This is a genomic window from Streptomyces sp. NPDC040410 (assembly GCF_055595715.1).
The window spans coordinates 198045-219422 of record NZ_JBVIVK010000004.1 but is presented as its reverse complement, the minus strand read 5'-3'; the positions used below and the strand labels follow the sequence as shown (position 1 = coordinate 219422).

35 protein-coding genes and 1 pseudogene are annotated in these 21378 nt (G+C 67.6%); 33 read left to right on the top strand and 3 right to left on the bottom strand.

What is annotated here, in order from left to right:
* Position 1 precedes the first annotated feature (1 nt).
* The 26 genes from ACZ562_RS10745 (at position 2) to ACZ562_RS10620 (ending at position 12950) form a co-directional block, all read left to right on the top strand.
* A complete protein-coding gene (locus ACZ562_RS10745; protein ID WP_471176155.1) occupies positions 2-667 on the top strand; it encodes an RNA ligase family protein in 666 nt (221 codons plus the stop codon).
* Positions 664-897 (top strand): hypothetical protein, encoded by a 234-nt coding sequence (locus ACZ562_RS10740; protein WP_471176152.1) that lies wholly within the window; start codon positions 664-666, stop codon positions 895-897. Before ACZ562_RS10745 ends, ACZ562_RS10740 begins: the two co-directional genes overlap by 4 nt.
* Positions 894-1256, top strand: a complete 363-nt coding sequence (locus tag ACZ562_RS10735) for a DUF6915 family protein (RefSeq protein WP_471176149.1) — start codon at positions 894-896, stop codon at positions 1254-1256. The genes ACZ562_RS10740 and ACZ562_RS10735 overlap by 4 nt, the downstream gene beginning before the upstream one ends.
* Positions 1253-1804 carry a hypothetical protein gene (locus tag ACZ562_RS10730; RefSeq protein WP_471176147.1) on the top strand — a complete coding sequence of 184 codons (552 nt, stop codon included), beginning with the start codon at positions 1253-1255 and terminating at the stop codon, positions 1802-1804. The genes ACZ562_RS10735 and ACZ562_RS10730 overlap by 4 nt, the downstream gene beginning before the upstream one ends.
* Positions 1797-2099, top strand: a complete 303-nt coding sequence (locus ACZ562_RS10725; protein WP_471176144.1) for a hypothetical protein — start codon at positions 1797-1799, stop codon at positions 2097-2099. The genes ACZ562_RS10730 and ACZ562_RS10725 overlap by 8 nt, the downstream gene beginning before the upstream one ends.
* Complete coding sequence (locus ACZ562_RS10720; RefSeq protein ID WP_471176142.1) at positions 2099-2344, top strand: hypothetical protein; 246 nt, start codon at positions 2099-2101, stop codon at positions 2342-2344. Before ACZ562_RS10725 ends, ACZ562_RS10720 begins: the two co-directional genes overlap by 1 nt.
* On the top strand, positions 2328-2825 hold the full coding sequence (locus ACZ562_RS10715; RefSeq protein WP_471176140.1) for a hypothetical protein: 498 nt from the start codon (positions 2328-2330) through the stop codon (positions 2823-2825). The genes ACZ562_RS10720 and ACZ562_RS10715 overlap by 17 nt, the downstream gene beginning before the upstream one ends.
* Entirely contained in the window at positions 2822-3388 is a 567-nt protein-coding gene (locus ACZ562_RS10710) for a deoxynucleotide monophosphate kinase family protein (RefSeq protein WP_471176138.1), read from the top strand. The genes ACZ562_RS10715 and ACZ562_RS10710 overlap by 4 nt, the downstream gene beginning before the upstream one ends.
* Positions 3385-3945 carry a hypothetical protein gene (locus tag ACZ562_RS10705; protein WP_471176136.1) on the top strand — a complete coding sequence of 187 codons (561 nt, stop codon included), beginning with the start codon at positions 3385-3387 and terminating at the stop codon, positions 3943-3945. Before ACZ562_RS10710 ends, ACZ562_RS10705 begins: the two co-directional genes overlap by 4 nt.
* 100 nt (positions 3946-4045) lie before the next feature.
* On the top strand, positions 4046-4342 hold the full coding sequence (locus ACZ562_RS10700) for a stage V sporulation protein S (protein ID WP_471176133.1): 297 nt from the start codon (positions 4046-4048) through the stop codon (positions 4340-4342).
* A 101-nt stretch (positions 4343-4443) separates the two neighbouring features.
* Positions 4444-4737 (top strand): hypothetical protein, encoded by a 294-nt coding sequence (locus ACZ562_RS10695; RefSeq protein WP_471176130.1) that lies wholly within the window; start codon positions 4444-4446, stop codon positions 4735-4737.
* A 3-nt stretch (positions 4738-4740) separates the two neighbouring features.
* Positions 4741-5046: a hypothetical protein gene (locus ACZ562_RS10690; RefSeq protein WP_471176128.1), complete on the top strand. Its 306-nt coding sequence runs from the start codon at positions 4741-4743 to the stop codon at positions 5044-5046.
* Between the two features lie 18 nt (positions 5047-5064).
* Complete coding sequence (locus tag ACZ562_RS10685; RefSeq protein WP_471176125.1) at positions 5065-5538, top strand: hypothetical protein; 474 nt, start codon at positions 5065-5067, stop codon at positions 5536-5538.
* Position 5539: 1 nt separating this feature from the next.
* Positions 5540-5740 (top strand): hypothetical protein, encoded by a 201-nt coding sequence (locus ACZ562_RS10680; RefSeq protein ID WP_471176122.1) that lies wholly within the window; start codon positions 5540-5542, stop codon positions 5738-5740.
* Positions 5733-5924, top strand: coding sequence for a hypothetical protein (locus tag ACZ562_RS10675; RefSeq protein ID WP_471176120.1), 192 nt, complete (start codon positions 5733-5735; stop codon positions 5922-5924). The genes ACZ562_RS10680 and ACZ562_RS10675 overlap by 8 nt, the downstream gene beginning before the upstream one ends.
* Positions 5924-6115: a hypothetical protein gene (locus ACZ562_RS10670; protein WP_471176117.1), complete on the top strand. Its 192-nt coding sequence runs from the start codon at positions 5924-5926 to the stop codon at positions 6113-6115. The genes ACZ562_RS10675 and ACZ562_RS10670 overlap by 1 nt, the downstream gene beginning before the upstream one ends.
* 83 nt (positions 6116-6198) lie before the next feature.
* Entirely contained in the window at positions 6199-6996 is a 798-nt protein-coding gene (locus ACZ562_RS10665; RefSeq protein WP_471176114.1) for a CHAP domain-containing protein, read from the top strand.
* Positions 6997-7171: 175 nt separating this feature from the next.
* Positions 7172-7684, top strand: a complete 513-nt coding sequence (locus tag ACZ562_RS10660) for an aggregation-promoting factor C-terminal-like domain-containing protein (RefSeq protein ID WP_471176111.1) — start codon at positions 7172-7174, stop codon at positions 7682-7684.
* Between the two features lie 17 nt (positions 7685-7701).
* Positions 7702-8193 (top strand): hypothetical protein, encoded by a 492-nt coding sequence (locus ACZ562_RS10655; protein ID WP_471176108.1) that lies wholly within the window; start codon positions 7702-7704, stop codon positions 8191-8193.
* Complete coding sequence (locus tag ACZ562_RS10650; protein WP_471176105.1) at positions 8193-8552, top strand: thermonuclease family protein; 360 nt, start codon at positions 8193-8195, stop codon at positions 8550-8552. The genes ACZ562_RS10655 and ACZ562_RS10650 overlap by 1 nt, the downstream gene beginning before the upstream one ends.
* Positions 8553-8572: 20 nt before the next feature.
* A complete protein-coding gene (locus ACZ562_RS10645; protein WP_471176102.1) occupies positions 8573-9271 on the top strand; it encodes a hypothetical protein in 699 nt (232 codons plus the stop codon).
* Positions 9272-9301: 30 nt separating this feature from the next.
* Positions 9302-9682: a hypothetical protein gene (locus ACZ562_RS10640; protein WP_471176099.1), complete on the top strand. Its 381-nt coding sequence runs from the start codon at positions 9302-9304 to the stop codon at positions 9680-9682.
* 175 nt (positions 9683-9857) lie between these two features.
* Positions 9858-10832, top strand: a complete 975-nt coding sequence (locus ACZ562_RS10635) for a hypothetical protein (protein WP_471176097.1) — start codon at positions 9858-9860, stop codon at positions 10830-10832.
* Positions 10817-11314: a hypothetical protein gene (locus tag ACZ562_RS10630; protein WP_471176095.1), complete on the top strand. Its 498-nt coding sequence runs from the start codon at positions 10817-10819 to the stop codon at positions 11312-11314. Before ACZ562_RS10635 ends, ACZ562_RS10630 begins: the two co-directional genes overlap by 16 nt.
* 11 nt (positions 11315-11325) lie before the next feature.
* Positions 11326-12804 (top strand): hypothetical protein, encoded by a 1479-nt coding sequence (locus tag ACZ562_RS10625; protein WP_471176092.1) that lies wholly within the window; start codon positions 11326-11328, stop codon positions 12802-12804.
* Positions 12801-12950 (top strand): hypothetical protein, encoded by a 150-nt coding sequence (locus tag ACZ562_RS10620; protein ID WP_471176090.1) that lies wholly within the window; start codon positions 12801-12803, stop codon positions 12948-12950. Before ACZ562_RS10625 ends, ACZ562_RS10620 begins: the two co-directional genes overlap by 4 nt.
* Positions 12951-13241: 291 nt before the next feature.
* On the opposite strand, the gene ACZ562_RS10615 is transcribed toward ACZ562_RS10620, so the two are convergent.
* A complete protein-coding gene (locus tag ACZ562_RS10615) occupies positions 13242-14852 on the bottom strand; it encodes a recombinase family protein (RefSeq protein WP_471176877.1) in 1611 nt (536 codons plus the stop codon).
* An 89-nt stretch (positions 14853-14941) separates the two neighbouring features.
* On the opposite strand from ACZ562_RS10615, the pseudogene ACZ562_RS10610 reads away from it, so the two are divergent.
* The 3 genes and pseudogenes from ACZ562_RS10610 to ACZ562_RS10600 form a co-directional block, all read left to right on the top strand.
* Positions 14942-15520, top strand: a pseudogene (locus tag ACZ562_RS10610) (glycerophosphodiester phosphodiesterase family protein); the annotation flags it as partial.
* Between the two features lie 75 nt (positions 15521-15595).
* Positions 15596-16102, top strand: a complete 507-nt coding sequence (locus ACZ562_RS10605) for a sigma-70 family RNA polymerase sigma factor (RefSeq protein ID WP_471176088.1) — start codon at positions 15596-15598, stop codon at positions 16100-16102.
* 44 nt (positions 16103-16146) lie between these two features.
* Positions 16147-16644, top strand: coding sequence for a GNAT family N-acetyltransferase (locus ACZ562_RS10600; RefSeq protein ID WP_471176085.1), 498 nt, complete (start codon positions 16147-16149; stop codon positions 16642-16644).
* A 112-nt stretch (positions 16645-16756) separates the two neighbouring features.
* Here ACZ562_RS10600 and ACZ562_RS10595 read toward each other — a convergent pair whose 3' ends face one another.
* Together ACZ562_RS10595 and ACZ562_RS10590 are read right to left on the bottom strand one after the other, a co-directional pair.
* Positions 16757-17182, bottom strand: a complete 426-nt coding sequence (locus tag ACZ562_RS10595) for a hypothetical protein (protein WP_471176081.1) — start codon at positions 17180-17182, stop codon at positions 16757-16759.
* Position 17183: 1 nt separating this feature from the next.
* Entirely contained in the window at positions 17184-17543 is a 360-nt protein-coding gene (locus tag ACZ562_RS10590; RefSeq protein WP_471176078.1) for a hypothetical protein, read from the bottom strand.
* A 69-nt stretch (positions 17544-17612) separates the two neighbouring features.
* Between ACZ562_RS10590 and ACZ562_RS10585 the strand changes: the two genes are divergently transcribed.
* The 4 genes from ACZ562_RS10585 (at position 17613) to ACZ562_RS10570 (ending at position 21345) form a co-directional block, all read left to right on the top strand.
* Positions 17613-18263, top strand: a complete 651-nt coding sequence (locus tag ACZ562_RS10585; protein WP_471176075.1) for an HAD family hydrolase — start codon at positions 17613-17615, stop codon at positions 18261-18263.
* 395 nt (positions 18264-18658) lie between these two features.
* Complete coding sequence (locus ACZ562_RS10580) at positions 18659-19699, top strand: methionine ABC transporter ATP-binding protein (RefSeq protein WP_471176073.1); 1041 nt, start codon at positions 18659-18661, stop codon at positions 19697-19699.
* Between the two features lie 20 nt (positions 19700-19719).
* Positions 19720-20442 carry a methionine ABC transporter permease gene (locus ACZ562_RS10575; protein ID WP_471176874.1) on the top strand — a complete coding sequence of 241 codons (723 nt, stop codon included), beginning with the start codon at positions 19720-19722 and terminating at the stop codon, positions 20440-20442.
* Positions 20443-20514: 72 nt separating this feature from the next.
* Positions 20515-21345, top strand: coding sequence for a MetQ/NlpA family ABC transporter substrate-binding protein (locus tag ACZ562_RS10570; RefSeq protein WP_471176071.1), 831 nt, complete (start codon positions 20515-20517; stop codon positions 21343-21345).
* The last annotated feature ends 33 nt before the right edge of the window (positions 21346-21378 follow it).

The window sequence follows — 21378 nt, the reverse complement described above, 5'->3', positions numbered from 1 at the left end:
CTTGACCGACGTCACCGACTTCCGCCCGTGGCCGAAGATCCCGCGCTTCAACCGAGAGTTCGTCCTGACGGAGAAGATCGACGGAACCAACAGCCAGGTCGCCATCAAGCGCCTGACGGAGGACGAGGACCCCGCCCGATACCTCAACGAGCACGGCTACAACGTCGTGTCCAAGGAAGAGGGCCTGTACGTCCTGCGCGCCGGCAGCAGGAAGCGATGGATCGCCCCCAACCGGCAGAAGCTCGACGGCACCACGGCCCAGGACAACTTCGGCTTCGCCGCCTGGGTCGCCGAGAACGCCAACGCCCTGGCCAACCTCGGTGAAGGCACGCACTTCGGCGAGTGGTACGGCCGCGGCATCCAGCACGGATACGGCATGACCGGCCGCAAGTGGGCCCTTTTCAACACCACCCGCTGGGGCACCACCGGCCAGGGCCTGCCCGACGGCTCGCCGGCTGAACTGACCGTCGTCCCCGAACTCGCTCGCGTCCGCGGTCACCTCCTCAACGAGGCCATCCGCGACTCCATGCGCCTGCTGCGCACGCTCGGCTCCGTCGCCGAAGCGGGGGCCAAGGCGGAAGGCATCGTCATCTACAGCGTCGAGGCCAACCAGTGCTACAAGGCCCTGCTGGAGAACGACGACCTCCCCAAGGGGCTGGTGGCGTGACCGGCTACTACCTCTCCGTTTACGCACCCCTGGCCTACCTGGTTACGGTCGTCATCGCCGCCATCGTGCTGCGCCGGCCGATCGCCCAGGCCATGGACATCGACGACCACAGCGACACCGACGAGTTCGTCATCGCCGGCATGTTCGTCGTCGTCGCGAGCGCCGTCTGGCCCCTGGTCCTCCTCGCCTGGCTCCTGCGCCCCCGCCGGCACGAGGAGAAGTCCCTGTGAACTCCTGGTACCACGCCCGGTCGGCCTCCAGGAAGTGGGGCGGAAGCCCGGACGACTACCTGCCCATCAGCGAGTTCATCGACAGCTCCAAGCAGGTCATCGGCGATGTCCGCCACCGCGCCATGTACCACCACACGCTCGGGGTCTACCTCTGCGAGCGGATTTTCGGCAAGACGCTGAAGGTCGGCCGCAAGGAGATCCCCGTCCGCCTCATAGCCGAGCGCCACATCATCGAGGACCTCGGCTGGCTCCCCAGCCCCAAGGACTACATCGACGGCATGGCCATCGCGCCGTGGATGTCCGGGGCCAAGCGCAAGGAACTCCCTCTCTCCCACCTCCTCGGAGCAGCCGCACAGTGACCGACATCCTCACCAAGACCGACGAGACCCGTAACTTCCTGGGCATCCCGATCACCGGTGACATCGCCCAGGGCTCGACCCGCGTCCCCCAGATCACCAAGGAGGAGTTCGCGGAGATCCTCAAGCCCGTCCTGGACCACCCTGATGTCCACTGCATCGGCTGGCGTCAGTACACCCCGTACTTCAACGACGGCGACACGTGTGAGTTCTCGGCCCACGAGGTGTGGCTAGTGACCACGCACGACCTGGAGCAGTACGAGTACCTCGTCGAGAACGACCCGTACATGGTCGAGGAAGACCTGGCCGTCGGCAGCGAGCGCCACCCCACCCTGGGCGGTCGGCCCTACCACTGGGACGACGAGAACCGCCGGATGGTCTACGAGGACTACCAGGGCGAGCACCGGGCGCTCTACGACGCCGCCAACGCGCTGGACGGGGCCATTCAGTCCGGCAAGAGCGACCACGTGCTCCTCGACCTGTTCGGCGACCACTGCCAGGTCGTGGTCTACAAGGACAAGATCGAAGTCGAGGAGTACTCGCATGACTGAGACCATCAGCACCCGCGGCGTCAACCGGCGCAAGGCTGCTCTGATCACACTGGCCGCGCTCCTGGCCGGCGGCCTGGCTGGCTGCGGTATCAGCGAGAAGTACAGCGAACCCTTCCGCGACGCACCCCGTGCCAACACCGACAACGGGCCCGCCGACGTCTTCACGATGCCCGACGGCTTCGGGAACGGCGCCACGAAGTGCCTCGCCGGCACTGGCGTCCGCGTCACCACGCTGTACCACCAGGACGGCGACTACGGCAGCGTGGCGACGGTCCTCGACCCCTCCTGCAAGTAGTGGACGGCCCCGATCTCGGGGCGATCGAAGAGCGGTGGGCGAAGGCCGTACCAGCCCCGTACGAGTTCTGGCTCGACGAGGGATCCATGGCCTGGGTCGTGGACGGTGACGGCCGACGCATCGCCGAGGTCCACGGCTTCTACTGGCTCACCGCCCACGCCTTCGCCCACGCCCCCACCGACATCCGTGCCCTGCTGGACGAGGTCCGGCGACTCAGAAAGATCATCCATGACTCAGCGAGTTGAGGCCGGCCAGATCTGGGCCGACAACGACCCCCGCCGCGCCGGCCGCAAGCTCCGCATCGACGACGTCAAGGCCAACTTCGCCTTCTGCACCGTCTTGCAGAACACCTACGAGGTCCAGGAGCAGATCGACACCTTCGGGTTCGGCGCCGCCCAGGACCGCCGCGGCACCACCACACGCATCGGCCTGTCCCGCTTCTACGACGAGAAGTACCGGCTGTGCGACCCGGACGAACTCCAGGCCATGAGCGTCGCGCACTACGGCAACGTCTCCCGGCTGCCGAGCGCCTGCACCGACCTCTCCAAGCACAGGTGGGTGCCGGTCACCGTCACCTACAGCCAGACCGCCAGGCCGATGTTCTTCCGCCCGGCCGAGCCCGACGCCTACGTGGTCGTCGCCGTCTGCCCCAAGTGCTGGACCCACACGGAGTTCCCCTCGACGCGCATCCCCACCCCGAGCACCCCTGGAGACCTCGCCGCATGAGCCCGCTGCCCGAAGTCCTCGCGCTCGGCGGATACGCCTACGCCGGCAAGGACTCCGTAGCCAACGTCCTCGTCGAGCGCTACGGCTACACCCGCATCGCCTTCGGTGACGCCGTACGCGACCTGCTGGAGGAGATGAACCCCCTCGTTCCCACGCCCTACGGCGCGGTCAACCTCGCCTGGGTCCTCAAGGACGTCGGCTGGGACGTCGCCAAGCGCGAGTACCCGGAGGTCCGCCGGCTGATGCAGCGCCTCGGCGAAGGCGTACGCCAGAACATCGGGGATGACGCCTGGATACGGGCCGCGCTCAAGAAGGCCGAAGGCCACCCGCGCGTCGTCTACACCGACGTCCGACACAAGAACGAGCTGGAGGCCGTGGCCGGCCTGGACCACTACAGCATCTGGGTATCCCGCCCCGGCATCGGCCCGCTCAACAGCCACACCTCCGAGAACCAGCTCGGCCGCCTCGACTTCGACTTCGGGTTCTTCAACGAAGACGAGCTGGAAGACCTGCCCGACATGGTGGGGCTCTTCATGCACGACATCTTCGGGGTGGAGCCGTGACCGTCTGCCTCGGCATCGACCAGTCCTACTCCGGGCTGGCGATGGTGGCCTACCACAGCGAGGCACAGATCCGTCGCGACTACCTCTTCGCCTTCCCCGCCGAGAAGTACAGCACCCAGGCCGACCGCTTGGACGCCGTCCAGGTGCGCATCGGACTCAACGTCCGCGACGTCGAGGCAGCGCTCGGTCCGATCAGCATCGTCGCCATGGAGGGCTACGCGGCCGGCGCCAAGTTCGGACGGGAGCTGGCCGGCGAACTCGGGGGAGCAGTGAAGCTCGCACTCCTCGACTGCCTGAACAAACCGGCCTGCTACCCCCTGATCGTCGCCCCGACCAAGCTCAAGAAGTACACCACCGGCAAAGGGACCGCAGCCAAGGCCGAGATGCTGCTGGCGGTCTACAAGAAGTGGGGCGTCACCTACGCCGACGACAACCTGGCCGACGCCTACAGCCTCGCCCGAGCCGCCAACACCTGGTTCACCCGCACCGGCACAAAGGGCGAGCTGGACACCCTGAAGGACCTCCAGCGCTTCAAACACGAAACCCACTTCATCTGACGAAGAGCCCCGCCAATCCGGTGGGGCTCTTCATGCATTAACACAATGCGGATAAATGCCCTTAGCCTCCGAAAGGAGATCAATTCAAGGAGAACCTCATATGGACACCAAGAAGGAGTCCGGCGCCGACGACGCCGTGTTTTTCGTCAAGAGTTCGACCAGCGCCACCGACCTCGGTGCCGCCGTCGCTCACGCCGTCTACGCCCGCAAGAACGTGACGCTGCGAGCTATCGGCGCTGGTGCCATCAACCAGGCCGTGAAGTCCGTGCCGATCGCCCAGGGCTACGCCGGTTCCCGAGGTCACCGCCTCGCCATGCGTCCGGCGTTCTTCACCGCGACCGTCCCCGAGGGAGAAGTGTCCGGCCTTTCCTTCGTCGTATTCGACGAGGCCGCATAACACCCGGCACGGAATCGCCCATAAACTGATGAGGCAGTTCCACACGTAGCTCACTCGCACTCTGCCCGGACTGCGTCACACGGCATCTCGCGAGGAGCACAGTGTCTGAGAATGTCCTGTCCAGCGGAGAGTTCCCCACCATGGGGACGTCCGCTGCGACCAGTTTCGTCGTCCGCAAGCCCGAGGCCGGCACGCTCGTCAGCAAGTCCGGCAACAGTAAGGGCGGCTCGGGTGAGCCGGCCACGGCCAACCACCGCACGAACGTCCTCAACCGCGACGCGCTCGGCGGCCGGGGCGTCAAGGTGTACCGCGAGTACACCAACGCCGCCTCCGCCACCGCCACCGGCCGCAACGTCAAGACGCTGCCGTCAAAGTTCACCACGGACGGGCGGTGACCTATGGCGTTCCTTCTTGCCGCACCGCTGCTCGAAGCCGCCGTGGGCGGAGCCGCCGTCGAGGGAGCCGCAGCCGGCGGAGCCGTTGCTGCTACCGCAGGAGCTGGTGAAGCGGCTGCTGCCGGTGGGGCTGCCGCGGCTGGCGGCGCCGCCGCCGAAGGTGCTGCCGGTGGGCTCTCCAGCGGTGTCGCCAACGTCGCGGGCACCGGCCTCGCGTCCCACTTCGCGGGCGGCCACGGCGAGTCCCGAGGCGAAGGCGGATCCGCCCCCTCCGGCTACATGCAGCAGACCCCACCGGTCTTCAACTAACCCCGCGGGGGACGCGAAGTGAGCAACGTAAGTTACGTCGCACCCATGGGCGTCCCCCAGCCGGGCACGCCCACCTACGGCGGCGGCGGACGCACCGACCTGGTCGGCGCCCGGAACATCCTCGACGCCCGCCGCATGATGGCCACCGGCCGAACGCCGACCGCCGAGTACCCCGACGGCTACCTCGGCACCCTCAACACCCGGCGCAGCGAACGCCTCGGCGACCAGTCCCTCCAGAGCAGGCCCATGCGGTCGGCTCAGAAGAACTACACGACGGGCGTCCACAAGGGCGAGCGCATGGACCCCAGCGACTACCTGTGGCCGGCCGACTTCAACCCGATGACCGCGCTGGAGCACCAGGCCCGCGGCAAGAAGTGGACCCAGCACGGCACCCAGCCGGCTGACACCCGCCTCGTCGGAACCGGGGCCATGCAACAGACCGACGCCGACCGCCTGGCCGCACTGCGCAACCTCCGATCCCCCTGGAAGTGACGTGCTCAACCAGGACGGCGTCTACAACCGCACCAGCCCATGGGCCAGCCTCCCCGAGCGCCAGGTCAGCGATGTCCTCGCCTACCTCGCCAGCCAGGCACCCGCCTGCTGGACCCCACCCAGGCCAGCCCCAAACACCCGCACCGAGCAGCCGACCATCTACGACGTGCTCGGCATAAGCAAGGGAGAACCGCGTGGCTAACGAGCCCATGTCGCTGTTCGACCGGCGCCGCGCCGGCCGGGGCGACAACGTGAAGTTCACCGTCGGCGACAGCGGCAACATGGCCGGCGCGTCGGCAGAGGACCGCCTCTCGTCGCTGTTCCGCGACCGCAGCTCGAAGCTCGGCGGCAAGGCCGTCAAGCTCGGCGGAAAGGCGCTGATCTGATGGGCCTGCCCACCCAGCGAAGCCTCAACCACAACCTCGACTCCGGTCTCGACGACGGCCGCTCCCGCCAGATCAACCCCAACTGGGGCGGCGACACCTCCAACGACCTCGACTCGATGGACCGCACTTGGAACGCCCTCCACGGCTGCTCGCCCGTCCAGGGCCGCCGGGAATCCGTCCAGGGCTACTGACCGCACACACGACACCGGATCACCACCCGCAGCACTGACACGGCACCACCACTCGGAGCACTCACCCTCGGGAGAGCACTCCGATGGCAAGCACCGCCGCCGCCCTACTGGCCGAAGCCGAGAAGTGGCTGGGCTACAAGGAAGGCGCGAACAACCACACCCAGTTCGGCGAGTGGTATGCCACCCTCGTCAAGGACAAGTCCTTCGCCTATGCCTCCTGGTGCGACGAGTACGTCTCGTACTGCGGCTACGCCTCCGGCAACGCCGACATCGTCGGCGAGTTCGCCTACTGCCCGAGCCACGTCAACTGGTTCAAGAACCGCGGCCAGTGGCACAAGGCGACCGAGGCGATCAAGAAGGGCGACATCCTCTTCTTCGACTGGAACGACGACGGTGTCGCCGACCACGTCGAGATCGCCCGAGCCGACTCCGCCCCCGGCGCCACCGTCGCCACCATCGGCGGCAACACCAGCTCCGGTAAGGCCGGCTCGCAGTCCAACGGAGACGGCGTCTACGAGCGGACCCGGTACCGCTCCGACATCCTCGGCTTCGGCCGGCCGGCCTACAAGAGCGCGGGCACCTCGACCGGTTCGGGCGGCGGCAAGACGCCAGCCCCGACCCCGAAGTACACCCCGCCGGCCTTCCCCAAGGGCCTGGCGCCCAACCGATCCACGCCGTCGGCGAAGTCGCTCCAGAAGGCGCTGAAGGCCACCGGCTGGATGGGCAAGGACGTCGAGCTGTCCGACAACTACGGTCCGGTCACCCAGAAGGGCGTCGCCGGCTTCAACGCCAAGCACGGCCTCAACTCCGCCGGGAAGACCTACGACCCCGCCATCGGCCCCAAGGGCTGGGCACTTCTTTTCACCCTGGCCTACGGCTGACAGCCAATTCACCGCGAAGCCCCGAGGAACTGTTTCTCGGGGCCTTCGTGTTACTATTCACGAAGCGTCTGAATGGCCTGCGAGGAACGTCGGACGGGAATGCCCCCGAGGTGAGGACTCCCGTGTGACTCGCAGGCCATTGTCGTGCATATCGGCATTGCTGGTCTTGGCACTCATGCCGCTCGCATCCAGTGCACGACGCGAGGCCACAGAAGCAGCCCCGGCTCCCACGCCGACGGCATCCCCGTCGCCGTCCCGCAGCCAGCCGGCCAAGAAGACGCCGAAGCCCAAGAAGACCAAGAAGGTCCCAAAGCCCAAGGCCAGCAAGACTCCACGGCCCAAGGCCACCCGCACCACCCCGCGAGTCTCCCGCTCCGCGACGGCCGCCGCCCGGCCCTCCTACGTCTCACCCAAGGCGTACGCGAGGTCCGTGCTGAGCGCCACGCAATTCTTCTGCGCCGACGCCGTCTTCACCCGCGAGAGCGGATGGAACCCCTACGCCACCAACCCCACTTCCGGGGCTTACGGAATTGCCCAGGCGCTTCCCGCAGGGAAATACGCCTCCGCAGGATCCGACTGGCGAACCAACGGCGTGACGCAAGTCCGCTGGGGCCTTTCCTACATGAACTCGCGGTACGGCAGCCCCTGCGGCGCCTGGGCCTTCTGGCAAGCAAACCACTGGTACTGAGCAAGGAACACCATTACATGGCCGAACAGATCCGGCTCCTGCTGTGCAAGACGTGCGGGTCCATGGAAGAGCTGCCCGACTACGAGGGCGACCCCCGCCAGGACTTCCTCCTCGACACCCTCGTCAAGCGGCACCGCTTCCCCGACGGCAGCGCCCACATCGCCCACCCGATGCTCCGCGTCGAGAAGCGCCACTGGGACTCCCCGTCCACCCGCGAGGAGATCATCAAGCGCATCCGCGACTCGACCGGTCACACCGGCCTGGACCCCGCGTTCTACGACAGCAAGAACACCTTCCAGGAAGACGCGATGACGTGCTGGCAGCAGCACAACAGGTCCATCACCTGCTCCGACTGGTGCACCGACAAGAAGCGGCTGACCCCAGACACCGCAGCCGAGCGCAAGGCGGCCGGCCTGCCGAAGTACCGCAGCGCCAAGGACATCTACCTCTGCCACTTCTGCCCGGTCGCCAACGCGGTGCGCCGGGCCGCCTACGACAAGGCCGGCTGATGCACCAGTACCGCGCCAAGATCCTCGACATAGTCGACGGCGACACCGTGGACATGGAGATCGACCTGGGCTTCGAGGTCACCACCCACCAGCGGATCCGCCTCTACGGCATCAACGCCGCCGAGAAGAACACCCAGCCTGGCCGCGACGCCCGGCAGTTCGTCATCAGTTGGGCCATGGTCCATGGGCCGGCCTTCACCCTCACCACGGTGCAGACCCCGAAGGACTCCGACGCCCGCGAGAAGTACGGCAGGTACCTCGGCACCATCACCGCTTCCTCCGCCAGCGACTCCCTGAACGACGCGCTCGTCATCGCCGGCCTCGCCAAGCCGTACGACGGGCACGGACCCCGCCCCTGAACCACCGCTGAGGACCGCCCATGCCCCAGACCATCACCAAGGTCTTCGTCGTCAACGCCTCCACTCGCGTCACCGACCACGACGTCGACCTCGCCACCCAGGCCGTCGCCCATCAGGTCCGCGACCACTTCGCCCCGCTGTGGGGTATCAAGACGCCGGTCGTCGCCTTCACCAAGCAGCCTGTACCGGCCCGCGGCACCGCGATCATCACCGTCTACGACGCCCCGGACGTGGACGGTGCCCTCGGCTACCACACCGAGGACAAGGGCGTCGTCTACGGCAAGGTCTTCGCCGGCGTCATCCTCGACAACGGCGGCACCGCCCTCACCGGTCCCGTCTCGGTCTCCGCCTGCCTCTCCCACGAGGTGCTGGAGACCCTCGGCGACCCCCGCGTCCAGCTCTGGGCCAGCGACGACCGCGGTGCCCAGGTCGCCTACGAGGTCTGCGACCCGGTCCAGGGCGACAGCTACGACATCGTCATCCACGGCACCAAGGTCGCTGTCAGCGACTTCGTCACCCCCGCCTGGTTCGACGCCCAGGAGGCCGGCGAGCAGCTCAACTACCTCGCCACGATCACCAAGCCCTTCGCCCTTCGCAAGGGCGGCTACGTCGTCCGCATGACCGAAGGCCGCGTCACCAACGTCTTCGGCGAGCAGATGCCGGCCTGGCAGCGCGAGCTGAAGAGCACGCACGGCCGCATCTCCCGCCGCGCCGCCTGACCCACCCACACCACCACCAGGAGCACCACTGTGACCCTTGACCTGTCCACCCTCGCGAAGACCGCCTCCGACACCGTCGAGGAGCTGACCGACGACCAGCGCGAGCAGCTCAAGAAGATGGGGGAGGAGGCCGGCATCACCGAGGAGCAGCAGGGCAAGCTCGCCGAGACCGCGTTCCTCGTCGTCATCACCCCGGACGGCCAGGTCCTCGCCGAGCCCGACATCAACGCCCCGATCCGCACCCGCCGGCCGGCCAACCTCGACGACTTCCAGCGAGCCGGCCACGTCCTGGTCGACGACGCCATCGCCATCAAGACCGCCAGCATCACCGGCCAGCAGATGATGCAGATGACCGCCGCCATGGTCGACCAGCAGCGCACCAACGCCCTCGTCCAGAGCCTCAAGCTGTGATCTTGATGTAAGCTCGTACGTGAGTTGAGCTTCCTCCTCGGAGAGATGCTCTCTCCTCTCAAGGGAAGGCCCCCCGGAGACCACCAATCTCCATCAAAAAGGGGGGCCTTCGCCTTTTCCTGGGCCAGGTTTGCAGCCCCTTTGAATTCTCCATATCGCCGGTAGAGTCTGGGCTATGGAGACGAACTCTTTCTACCGTCGTCTCGGGGAAAACGCTCAGCCCATCATGGAGGCAGCCGTCGGCGCCTCCGGCTATTTCTCCAGCCCGGCTGACCACCTTGACCCGAACCTTTTCATCGGCGACCGCATCATTCCCGACGTCCGCAAGTGGCTCCTCGACACTCTCTATGCCTTCTGGGGAACCCGCTACAACGCCCCAGGTCAGTGGAGCGAGGTGTGGCTCGCCGGCTCCGGCATCAGCTACCAGTGGGCCGCCGACCGAGGAAACGGTGACCTCGACGTACTCATCGGCGTCGACTTCTCTGCATTCGGCTGGTACAACCCCGACTACGCGGGAATGACGAGCCAGGAAATCGCCGACCTCTTCGACGAGGAACTCAAGGCTGAACTCTGGCCCGACACCGCCACCACGCAAATCGGGGACCGGGTATATGAGGTCACCTACTACGTCAACCCGAACAGCCGCGATATCCGGAACATCAACCCGTACGCGGCCTACTCCCTGGCCAAGGACGAATGGACCGTCCGCCCGCCCGAGCTGCCGGCAAACCCACGCGACCTGTACTCGGACGACTTCAAGGACGCAGCCGCCCGCGACACCACCGAAGCCCACCGCCTGATCACGGCCTACAACGCCACCTCCGAGGAGATGAAGCACTCCCCGCAGGGCAGCGGCCAGTGGGTCACCCTCGGCTCCCAGCTCAAGACCATCGTCGCCCAGGCCGCCCAGCTCTTCGACGACATCCACCTCGGTCGGCGCGCAGCCTTCGCCCCCGGCGGCTCCGGCTACGGTGACTTCGCGAACTACCGCTGGCAGGCCGCCAAGGAATCCGGCGCCGTCGAGATGCTCCGCAGCATCAAGGACATCCAGGTCGCCACCCACGACCAGGTCGAGAGCGACGCCTGGGGCCAGCCCATCAGCAACGCCCAGTTCGCCCTGCGCAACGCAGCCCTGTGGCGGTCCAGGTGAACGTCGTCATCGCCATCGACGGTGTCCTCAAGCGCCCCGACAGCGACGCCGTCATCCCCGCCGGCCTACTGCTCTACCAGGGCCTCGCCGAGACCCACGTCGTACACCTGGCCGACGACCCCGACACCTTCAACTCCTCCAAGGCTCTCGCCGAGCAGTGGCTCAAGCGCAACGGCTTCACTCGGCACATCCGGCTGATCAAGCCCTACGCCAGCGACCGCTACGGCCTCCTCGGCGGCATCCAGCAGCTCCGCCCCGACCTCCACGTCGACCTGGTCGTCGTCGCCGACCCCACCCAGGCCAGCGACCTCCTCGCCGCCGGCTACACGACCGTGTGCTTCACCCATCCCCGCTACAGCCGCCCCCAGTGGAAGCCCGACTACCGCGGCGAGCCACGCGCCTGGGACGACCTCGTCGCCGAGATCGAGACCCAGAACCAGCACTACGCCCAGGACGCCCGGCGCACCGCCGGCCCCCTGTAGGAGACCCCCTCGTGAAGCTGTACCTGGCCGGGTGCGAGATCCCGGCCTACCGCAGCCTGCTCGCCCAGGAGGGCTACACCACCGTGGCCCTCAGCTACTGGGGCCTGCGCAGGCGCACCAAGTTCACCAAGCCCTACGACCTGGCCGAGAAGTTCGGGGACACCCCGGAGATCCTCATCGACTCCGGCTGCCACTCGATCAACTCCAAGCCCAACAGCGACATCACCGACGCAGAGCTACGCGACATCGCCGAGCACTACTACAGCGTCTTCATCGCCGACAACCTCAGCCGGCTGGACTACTTCGTCGAGTTCGACGCCCAGCAGCTCGGCCAAGAGTGGATCCGCGGTCAGCGCGAGCACCTGGAGCCACTCAAGAACAAGGCCATCGTGGTCTGGAACCCGGACACCGGCCGCGAGGGGCTGGAGCAGCTCTGCGGTGAGTGGCCCAACGTCGGCATCACCCAGGCCGGCACCGACCGCCTCGACGTCGCCCACCTGCTGCCCCACCTGGCCAAGACGACCGACACCAAGCTCTTCGGTCTCGGCATGACCAAGACAGCGGCCCTGGAGCACGGCCACTGGTACGGCGCCGCCTCCACCTCGTGGATCTCACCCAGCCAGTTCGGCGACACCATCGTCTGGGCCGGCAAAGAGCTGCACCGCTACCCGCGCCGGTACAAGGACATGGCCCGCGCCCGGCACAAGCACGCCATCGCAGACGCCGGCTTCGACGCCGAGGCCGTCATAAACGACGACCCCACCGAGGTCCTCCGGCTGTCCGTGTGGTCCTGGCAGCAGTTCACCGACCACATCAGCGGCAGAGGAGTAACTGCTCCCGCGAATCCGCATACAGGCGAAAACGCGGATCCGACCCCCGAGGCAGTTGATCGACTGCCCCAGGAGGTGCGGCACGCAGGAGTAACTCCAGCCACCGTGAAGCAGCGGGAGAAGATCCCCTTCCCCGGCCTCGCGGTCGTCCAGGAGACCGCCGAAGACGGCACCGTTGGCCGGCCCGTCCTCAAGACCGTCGACCCCGGCGTCCGCACTTGCGACCGTTGCTACCTCTCCAGTAGCTGCCCCGCCGCACAGCCCGGATCCGCCTGCGCCTTCAGCCTCCCCGTCGAAATCCGCACTAAGGACCAGCGCGCCGACGTCAACGCCGCCATCTTGGAAATGCAGGCAGGACGCCTCTTCGGCCTGCGATACGCCGAGGAGCTGGAGGGCGGGATCATCAATCCGGTGCTCTCAGGTGAGATCGACCGGTACATGAAGATCGCCAAGACCGTCGAGGAGTCCGAGGAGACCGGCTTCTCGGTGAAGATCTCCGCCACCCAGAAGGGCGCCGCCGAGACCGGCCTCATCAGCCGGCTCTTCGGCCGTGACGAAGGCGAACAGGCCCGCTCACTGCCCCACCCCATCACCGTCGAGCGAGCCGCCATCGAGACCGGCTTCATGGACGCCGAGGTGATCGAGGACGAAGCCGCATGAACCACAGGAGTAACTGGACCGCCATGGACGACACCAGCAACGACGGTCGTGTGACCGAGCGCCCCTGCCCGCACTGCAAGGGGCGCTGGCCCGAGATGGACGCCTGCGTCATCTGCGAGGGTGACGGCACCGTGGAGATCGTCTAGCACGCATGCGCAGGGCCCCGACCGAGAAGGTCGGGGCCCTGTCGGTTGACCACGTAAGACTTGTGGCATAAGTTGAGCAACAAGTTCAGAGACTATGAGCAACAAGCTGGGGCGCCCACCCCAGCCCGTGGCCGGCATGCCCAGCCGGCGGCTCCCACGACAGACAGCGAGCCACCACATGCGACACCTTCAGGCTGTCCCCGACGGGGACGACGAGACCTCCCAGGCCGCCTGCTGGCAGGACTTCTGGGAGGTCGTCGGGACGGCCGCGTACCGAATCTGGCGAGAGGATCAGCTCGCCGCGCTCAAGGGCACGACCTCGGCGCCGGAGGGCAAGGCAGCCTGATCCGAAGGGCCAGGCCCCGTCTCCGCCCACCGCGGCACGAAGACGAGCTTGTTCGGCTTCTTCCACTCCGTCATGTGAACCTCGATCCGCCGGAGCACCGTCTTCAGCGCAGCGCGCTTCTCGTGCTCCTCCATGCGATCCCAGATGTCCAGGAGAGTGGAGAAGAACTCCGGGGGCGGCACGGTGTTAACCGCGCTCTCCGCCTCCAGGTGAGCGATCTGCCCTTCCAGTACCTCGATCTGAGTCTGGAACTGGTCGTTCTTCCTCCGGAAGTCCTCCTTCGAGATCACTGCCTCCGACAGCATCTCCAGCAGCGTGTCCCGCTTCCCATGGATGCGGTTGATCTCCTCGCGAATCTGCCTCACGTCCGCCACGGCCTTCTCGGCGGCAGCAGCCTGGAGCATCGCGGCCCGGCCGGCGCCCTCGCCCGTGGCGTGCTCGACGAGCCACTTCCGCGTCTCGCGGTCGAGCTTCAGCATCGACACGTTCAGGCCCTTGCACCCGCCGTCCTCGTGGACACGAGAGCAGCGGAAGCCCTTCTGGTTCCGGTTGATGGTCGCGGCCGTCATCGTGCTATCGCAGACCTTCTCAGAGCGGTCCAGTCGCGTGCAGACCACCAGCGAGGAGTAGGCGTACTTCGCCCTCGACTCGCGAGCCGCCTGTGAGGCTCCCAGGCCGCGCTTCAGTTTGTACTGTTTCCACAGGTCCATGGTTATGAGCGGCTTGTGCTTACCCTCGTACCATCCGTAGAAGGTGTCGGGCTTGCTGCTGGCGGTCTGCTTCGTCGGTCCGTGACTCGGATCGTTCCGGAAGCGGATCAGGCCGGCCGCGAAGCCGGTGTCCATGGTCTGGTACCACTTGGTGCCCGACATCGGCTTGCCGTTCACCGACGTGATCCCGCGACTGGACATGTCCTTTGCGATGGACCGCATCGGCTCGCCCCCAACCCACCGCTTGTAAACCTCGACGAGCGCCGGGCCGCGAACGGGGTCATGGACGGGAATGCCATTGCATGCCTTGCACGGCAGGTACTGGCGGTTGTTCTCAGGGCTCCGCTGGCATTTCGGGCAGCGCATGTAGCCGAACTGCTGCCGGCCGTGGTGCGTCTTGCCATCCCGCTTGCGACGGTTGTGCGTGTCCTTCCAGACGTCGCCGATCATGTTCGACTGGAAGTCGGCGATGAGAAGCATCTGGTCGCGGGAGAACTTGCCGGCCGAGGTGGTCGTGTCGAAGTCCTCGGTCACCGCGCGAAGCTGACCGCCGGCCTTCTCCAATTCGGCGAGGTTAACCTGACTCTGGAGGATGTTGCGCCCGAAGCGGGACCACTTCCACACCAGGACAACCTGAGCTTCGCCAGCTCGAACGCGCTCAATAATCTTAGAGACCTTGCGCTTGGCGAAGTTCCGGCCCGACAGGTCGAGGTCATCGACGACACCGTTCGGAACGATCTCGATGTTGTGCTGCTTGGCGTACTGCTCGCATGCGAAGAGCTGCTGCTCGGGCGAGTACATCTCTTCGCGTTTCATGCTGACGCGGATGTAGACGATTGCCTTCAACCGCGGTCGTGGTCTGGCCGACGGGCTCAACGGTGACCTTCCTGTTCAGGAGGATTCTCATACTAATAGGTGTCCTCCCACGGTAGGTAGAGACCAAGCACCCCACCTACTTCCGCAAGCTGGGCCTGGGCCTGGAGGAGCGGGTCGCCAAGCTGCTGCACAAGTACGGCAAGGACGAGCGGGACTCGCCGGTCATCCTGCAGTCCTTCGAGCCGAGCAGCATCCAGCGCCTGAACAAACTCGTCGACAACCCGCTCGTCGTCCTCCTCTCCACCGCGACCAGCCGTCCCTGGGACTTCGTCGAGGCGGGCGACCCGCGCACGGTCGCCGACCTGATCACCCCGAAGGGCCTGCGGGAGATCGCCGGCTACGCCCAGGGCATCGGCCCGACGCTCGACCTGATCATTCCGAGGGACGCCAACGGCAACCTCACCACGCCGACCACCCTGGTCGCCGACGCGCACAAGCGTGGCCTGGTCCTGCACCCGTACACCATGCGCAACGAGAACCCCTTTCTGCCGGCGAACCACCGCATGGGTACGGACGCGGATGCCTACGGCGACGTCTTCGGCGCCTTCGCGACGTACTTCGCCACCGGCATCGACGGCGTCTTCACCGACAACCCGGACACCGGCCTGCTGGCCCGCGCGGACTTCGTCAACGGCTGAGCGCCCATTCCCTGGGCGGGGTGACAGTGCGGCCGTCCGGGCAACCCTCGCCAGGGCGGCCGCGTCGTGCTGCGTATGACGCATGACCTGGTCGCCTCCCTGCGCCCGCTGCTCGCCGCAGAGGCCTCCGCCGAGGCGTATGCCTCCGGAACCGATCCGAGCGACCTCGAACAGGCCGTCTGGCTCCGCCTCCTGGAGCGTCTCGACTCCGACGGCCCGCCGCTCGACCCGCAGGGCTGGCTGCGCAGGACCGTCCGCACCGAGGTGCGCCGCACCCGCCGTACGGTCCGCCTGGAACGACCGTACGAGACCGAACCTGCCGACGACGGCGACCCCGACCCGGAGCAGGCCGCCCTCGCCGCCGCCCGCGGCCGCGCCCTGCGCAACGCCGTGCGCCGGCTGCCCGGCCGCTGCCCGCGCCTGATGGAGGCCCTTCTCTCGCCGAAGGACCTCACATACCGGGAAATCGCGGGGGAGTTGGGTATCTCACAGGGCAGTCTTGGCCCGGAACGCTCCAGATGTCTGGGATGTCTTCGCCGATTGCTTGCACCGGAGGTTGCGACCCGCGGAGCGCGGGGATAGGAGTGGGGACGACAGGTCATCAGGTGAGCGGGAGGCGTGCGCACATGGGCATGAGCGTGACCATCTCTGCGGCGACCGAGCAGGACGCGGAGCAGATCTTCAGGCTGCAGTACCTGTGCTTCCAGAGCGAGGCGGCGCTGTACGGCAACTACCGCATCGACCCGCTCGTCCAGAGCCTGGACTCGGTCCGCGAGGAGGTCGTCGGCGACTGCGTCTTCGTGGCGCGGCTCGGCGAGGAGGTGGTCGGCTCGGTCCGCGGCAGCGTGACCGACGACGGTGCCGCAGCCATCGGCAAGCTCTGCGTCCACCCCCGTCTCCAGGGCCATGGCATCGGCGCCCGCCTCCTGCGCGCCGCCGAATCGGCCCTGGCGGAGGAGCGCGGCGCCACGAGGTTCCGCCTCCACACGGGCCACCGCAGCGAGGGCAACCTGCGCCTGTACCGCCGCGTGGGCTACGAGACGGTGGGCACGTCCAAGGGTGCCGACGGCGTTCCGATGATCGTCCTCGAAAAGCCCGCGGGAACCTACGCTGCGACGGCGTGACAGCCGACGTGAAGGGGCGCGCGGCCGTGTCGACATGCGGCTCCACCGCGTGGGCGCGACAAGCCGCCGACGACCGCCGGCCACACCGCCGACGCACCTCGGGCCGTACCCCCTACCGCGTACGTGCTCTCCGCAGCCAGTACATGGCAGACAAGGGCAGCAGCACCGGGATGAAGACGTACCCCATCCCGAAGTCCGACCACACGGTCGCGTCGGGAAAGGCGGACGGCTCCACCAGCGTCCAGGTGCCGACAGTCAGCACCCCCGCCAGCTCCGCCGCACAGCACACCAACGCCGCCTTGCGAGCCGTCTCTCCGCCCCGCACCAGCGAATACGTGATGAACCCGTAGACGAGCCCCGCCACAGCCGACAGTGAGTAGGCAAGCGGTGCCCGGTCGAACTCCGTGGAGATCTGCACGACCGACCGTGACACCGCACCGACGACCATCACGCCGTACAGCCACACGAGCAGCATCCCCGGCCCGCCGATCAGCCGGGTCCTCGCGGGCTTCGCACGCTTCTCCTCCGTCACGGTCACCTCAGCCTCCCCAGATGTCGTAGAGCCGCACCTCGAGGACGGCCAGCACCACACCGCCGGCGGCCACCGTCGCCGAGCCCCACCGTGTGCGCTCCGCCAGCGACATGAACCCCGCCGCCGGCACGCACGCGAACGCGCCCAGCAGATACGCCACGAAGATCGTCGTGCCCTGCTCCGGCTTCTCGCCCCGCGCCAGCTGCACGATCCCGATCACCAGCTGGACCACGGCCAGCAGCGACACCACGGCCATCCCGATGAAGTGCCAGTCCTTCGTCGGCTGGTCACGGTACGCGGCCCAGCCGCACCACACGGCGAGCAGAAGTGCGGCGACGCCGGTCACGAGCGTCAGGGCATCAAGCATGCCGCGACCCTATTACGGGCCAAAGGGCGCGAGGCCGCCGACCCCGGCCCGGACCGTAGGGTCGAGGGCATGAAGATCCGCGCTGAAGCCCTCCTGTTCGACAACGACGGCACCCTCGTCTCCTCCCTCGCGTCCGTGGACCGCTGCTGGACACGGTGGGCCGGGGAGTACGGGATCACAGCCGAGGAGTTCGCCCGCGTCGAACTGCACGGGCGGCCGGCCGTGGAGATAGCCGCCGACCTGCTGCCCGCACACGTGGTGCCGGAGGCCCTCGCGCGGATCGAGAAGCTGGAGGTGGACGACGTACCCGACGGTGGCGTGCACCTGCTGCCAGGCACCAGGGAGTTCCTCGACCCGCTGCCCGCCGACCGGTGGGCCGTCGTCACCTCTGCCACCCGGCGGCTCGCCGAGGCCCGGCTCGACGCGGTCGGCATCCTGCCCAAGACGCTGATCGCCGCCGACGACGTGAGGCGCGGCAAGCCCGATCCCGAGCCCTACCTGCTAGCCGCCCGGGAGCTGGGCGTCGACCCCGCCCGCTGCGTCGTCTTCGAGGACGCCCCGGCAGGGCTCCAGGCCGGCCGTGCGGCCGGAATGACCACCGTGGCGTTGGCCACAACCCACGAGGCACACGAGCTGGTCGCGGACCTGGTCGTGAAGGACCTGTCGGCCCTGTACGCACTGGTCACCGACGGGCGACTGGAGATCTCCGTCCGCGGCTGACGAGGGTCCGCCGCTGTCCAGCATGCGGACAGCGGCGGCCGGTAAGGACCGTAGGTCTGTTTTACTGATCGCATGACCACGACGAGCAGCCGCACCCTTGCGACCGAGGCGACCATGACGCCCGGTGCTTGTTGTATGTGTCGAATGCGCGCCTTCTAGAGGGCCCCTGCACCACCCTGAGCCTCGCGCCCCGAAGCGAGCCGCCGCGGCATGTCCGTGCGCCGTAGGCGTACGTGACGGACGCCTTCCCCCTGCCTGAACGGCGTGGGGACCCCATCGCGCACCTGTTCTCCCCGGTTCAGCGCCTCAGCGAGAACCGTGTCGCGTCCCTGAACGATCTGCACCCGTGCCCGGGCACACCCACGCCCGCGCACTCGACAGTGACGGAAACCCACGTGATCACCACATCGGGCCTCACCAAGGTCTACCGCTCCCGCGGCCGGGAGGTCACCGCCCTCGACGGCGTCGATCTGCACGTCCGCGAAGGCGAGGTGTACGGCGTCATCGGCCAGTCCGGCGCCGGCAAGTCCTCGCTCATCCGCTGCGTCAACCTGCTGGAGCGGCCCACCGCCGGGACGGTGACCGTCGCCGGCCAGGACCTCACCGCCCTCGCGGGACGCGGACAGCGTGCCGGCAAGGAGCTCCGCCGGGCGCGCAGCCGGATCGGCATGGTCTTCCAGCACTTCAACCTGCTGTCCTCGCGGACCGTCCAGGACAACGTCGAGCTGCCGCTCGAAATCCTCGGGAAGTCGGGCAAGGAGCGCTCCCGCAAGGCGCTCGAACTCCTCGACCTCGTCGGCCTGGCCGACAAGTCGAAGGCGTACCCCGCCCAACTCTCCGGCGGGCAGAAGCAGCGTGTCGGCATCGCCCGCGCCCTCGCCGGCGACCCCAAGGTGCTGCTGTCCGACGAGGCCACCAGCGCCCTCGACCCCGAGACCACCCGCTCGATCCTCCAGCTGCTGCGCGACCTGAACCGGCAACTGGGCCTGACCGTCCTGCTCATCACCCACGAGATGGACGTCGTCAAGAGCGTCTGCGACTCGGCCGCCCTCATGGAGAACGGCCGCATCGTCGAGTCCGGCACGGTCGGCGAGCTGCTCGCGACCCCGGGCTCGGAGCTCGCGACCGCCCTGTTCCCGGTGGGCGGCGAGGCCTCCGGCGACGACCGAACCGTCGTCGACGTCACCTTCCAAGGGGAGGCCGCCACCCAGCCCGTCATCTCGCGGCTCTCGCGTACGTACAACATCGACATCTCGATCCTCGGCGCCGCCATCGACACCGTCGGCGGCCTGCAGGTCGGCCGGATGCGCATCGAACTGCCCGGCCGCTACGAGGACAACGTCGTGCCGATCGGCTTCCTGCGCGAACAGGGCCTGCAGATCGATGTGCTCGACGCCGTCCAGGAGCCCGTACCGGTGAGGGAAGGTGCCAAGTGACCTGGACCGATTGGTCGACGATGCAGCCGCTGCTGTCCCAGGCGTGTCGGGACACGTTCCACATGGTCGGCTGGTCCACGCTGATCGCCGTCGCCGGCGGGCTCCCGCTCGGCGTCCTCCTCGTCCTCACCGACCGGGGCGGACTGCTGCAGAACGTCGTCGCCTGCAAAGTCATCGGGCAGGTCGTGAACATCGCCCGCTCGATGCCGTTCATCATCCTGATGGTCGCGCTGATGACCTTCACCCGCTGGATCACCGGTACGACGATCGGCCGTGAGGCCGCCATCGTGCCGCTCGCCATCGGCGCCGTCCCGTTCTTCGCGCGACTGGTCGAGACGGCTGTCCGCGAAGTGGACGGCGGACTCGTCGAGGCCGTGCAGTCGATGGGCGGCAACACCTGGACCATCGTCCGAAAGGTGCTCGTACCCGAGTCCCTGCCCTCGCTGATCGCCGGCACCACCACCACGATCGTCGCGCTCATCGGCTACTCGGCCATGGCCGGCACGGTCGGCGCCGGCGGCCTCGGCGACATCGCCATCCGCTATGGATACCAGCGCTTCGAGACCGAGCTGATGTGGATCACCGTGGCCATCCTCGCCGTGGTCATCTCCGCCATCCAGTTCGCCGGCGACTGGGCGGCCCGTTCCCTGCACCGCCGCAGCGGCCGCTCCGGCCCCGCGCCCAGGCTGCGCCTGCTGAAGGCCAAGGAGCCCGCGGCCCCGGACGCCGGCAAGGCCGCCTGAGCCGCCCACCCTCCCAAGAACCCCCCGCACACCCGACAGCGGGGTCGCACCACCCAAGGAAAGGCACTTTTCGTGCGTAACACCGCCAAGATCACCACCGCAGTCCTCGCCGCCGGAGCCCTCACCCTCGGGCTCACCGCCTGCGGCTCGGACAAGGACTCCGGCTCCGCCGACACCAGCGGCCCGCTGGTCGTCGCCGCGAGCCCGACCCCGCACGCCGACATCCTCACCTACGTCAAGGACAACCTGGCGAAGAAGGCGGGCCTCGACCTGGAGGTCAAGGAGTTCACCGACTACGTGACGCCGAACACGGCGACCGAAGACGGTTCGGTGGACGCCAACTACTTCCAGAACCAGCCGTACCTCGACGACTTCAACAAGAAGAACGGCACCCACATCGTGCCCGTCGTCACGGTTCATCTGGAGCCGCTCGGCCTCTACTCCCACAAGGTCAAGAGCGCGGACGCCCTCAAGAGCGGCGCGACCGTCGCCGTCCCGAACGACAGTGTCAACGAGGCGCGTGCGCTCCATCTCCTAGACGCCAACGGGATCATCACGCTCAAGGACGGCGTGGGCAACGACGCGACCCCCGCCGACATCGCGAAGAACCCGAAGAACCTCACGTTCAAGGAGCTGGAGGCGGCTCAGACCCCGCGCTCCCTGGACGACGTGGACGCCGCGGTCATCAACGGCAACTACGCCATCGAGGCCGACCTCTCGCCCGCCGAGAACGCCCTCGTCCTGGAGTCCGCGAAGGACAACCCGTACGGCAACTTCCTCGCGGTCAAGGACGGCAACGAGGACGACCCGCGTGTGAAGAAGCTCGCCGAACTCCTCACCTCCGCCGAGGTCAAGAAGTTCATCGAGGACAAGTACGACGGCTCGGTCATCCCGTCCTTCTGAGGACGAGCCCGCGGCTGACCGCGCGTATACGGC

Coding starts and splice junctions, on each gene's coding strand:
- ACZ562_RS10650 (WP_471176105.1), top strand. CDS start 8,193: ATGCACCAGTACCGCGCCAAGATCCTCGACATAGTCGACGGCGACACC.
- ACZ562_RS10690 (WP_471176128.1), top strand. CDS start 4,741: ATGGCGTTCCTTCTTGCCGCACCGCTGCTCGAAGCCGCCGTGGGCGGA.
- ACZ562_RS10660 (WP_471176111.1), top strand. CDS start 7,172: ATGCCGCTCGCATCCAGTGCACGACGCGAGGCCACAGAAGCAGCCCCG.
- ACZ562_RS10715 (WP_471176140.1), top strand. CDS start 2,328: ATGACTCAGCGAGTTGAGGCCGGCCAGATCTGGGCCGACAACGACCCC.
- ACZ562_RS10670 (WP_471176117.1), top strand. CDS start 5,924: ATGGGCCTGCCCACCCAGCGAAGCCTCAACCACAACCTCGACTCCGGT.
- ACZ562_RS10725 (WP_471176144.1), top strand. CDS start 1,797: ATGACTGAGACCATCAGCACCCGCGGCGTCAACCGGCGCAAGGCTGCT.
- ACZ562_RS10700 (WP_471176133.1), top strand. CDS start 4,046: ATGGACACCAAGAAGGAGTCCGGCGCCGACGACGCCGTGTTTTTCGTC.
- ACZ562_RS10710 (WP_471176138.1), top strand. CDS start 2,822: ATGAGCCCGCTGCCCGAAGTCCTCGCGCTCGGCGGATACGCCTACGCC.
- ACZ562_RS10665 (WP_471176114.1), top strand. CDS start 6,199: ATGGCAAGCACCGCCGCCGCCCTACTGGCCGAAGCCGAGAAGTGGCTG.
- ACZ562_RS10600 (WP_471176085.1), top strand. CDS start 16,147: ATGGGCATGAGCGTGACCATCTCTGCGGCGACCGAGCAGGACGCGGAG.
- ACZ562_RS10605 (WP_471176088.1), top strand. CDS start 15,596: ATGACGCATGACCTGGTCGCCTCCCTGCGCCCGCTGCTCGCCGCAGAG.
- ACZ562_RS10575 (WP_471176874.1), top strand. CDS start 19,720: ATGCAGCCGCTGCTGTCCCAGGCGTGTCGGGACACGTTCCACATGGTC.
- ACZ562_RS10655 (WP_471176108.1), top strand. CDS start 7,702: ATGGCCGAACAGATCCGGCTCCTGCTGTGCAAGACGTGCGGGTCCATG.
- ACZ562_RS10590 (WP_471176078.1), bottom strand. CDS start 17,543: ATGCTTGATGCCCTGACGCTCGTGACCGGCGTCGCCGCACTTCTGCTC.
- ACZ562_RS10635 (WP_471176097.1), top strand. CDS start 9,858: ATGGAGACGAACTCTTTCTACCGTCGTCTCGGGGAAAACGCTCAGCCC.
- ACZ562_RS10620 (WP_471176090.1), top strand. CDS start 12,801: ATGAACCACAGGAGTAACTGGACCGCCATGGACGACACCAGCAACGAC.
- ACZ562_RS10645 (WP_471176102.1), top strand. CDS start 8,573: ATGCCCCAGACCATCACCAAGGTCTTCGTCGTCAACGCCTCCACTCGC.
- ACZ562_RS10585 (WP_471176075.1), top strand. CDS start 17,613: ATGAAGATCCGCGCTGAAGCCCTCCTGTTCGACAACGACGGCACCCTC.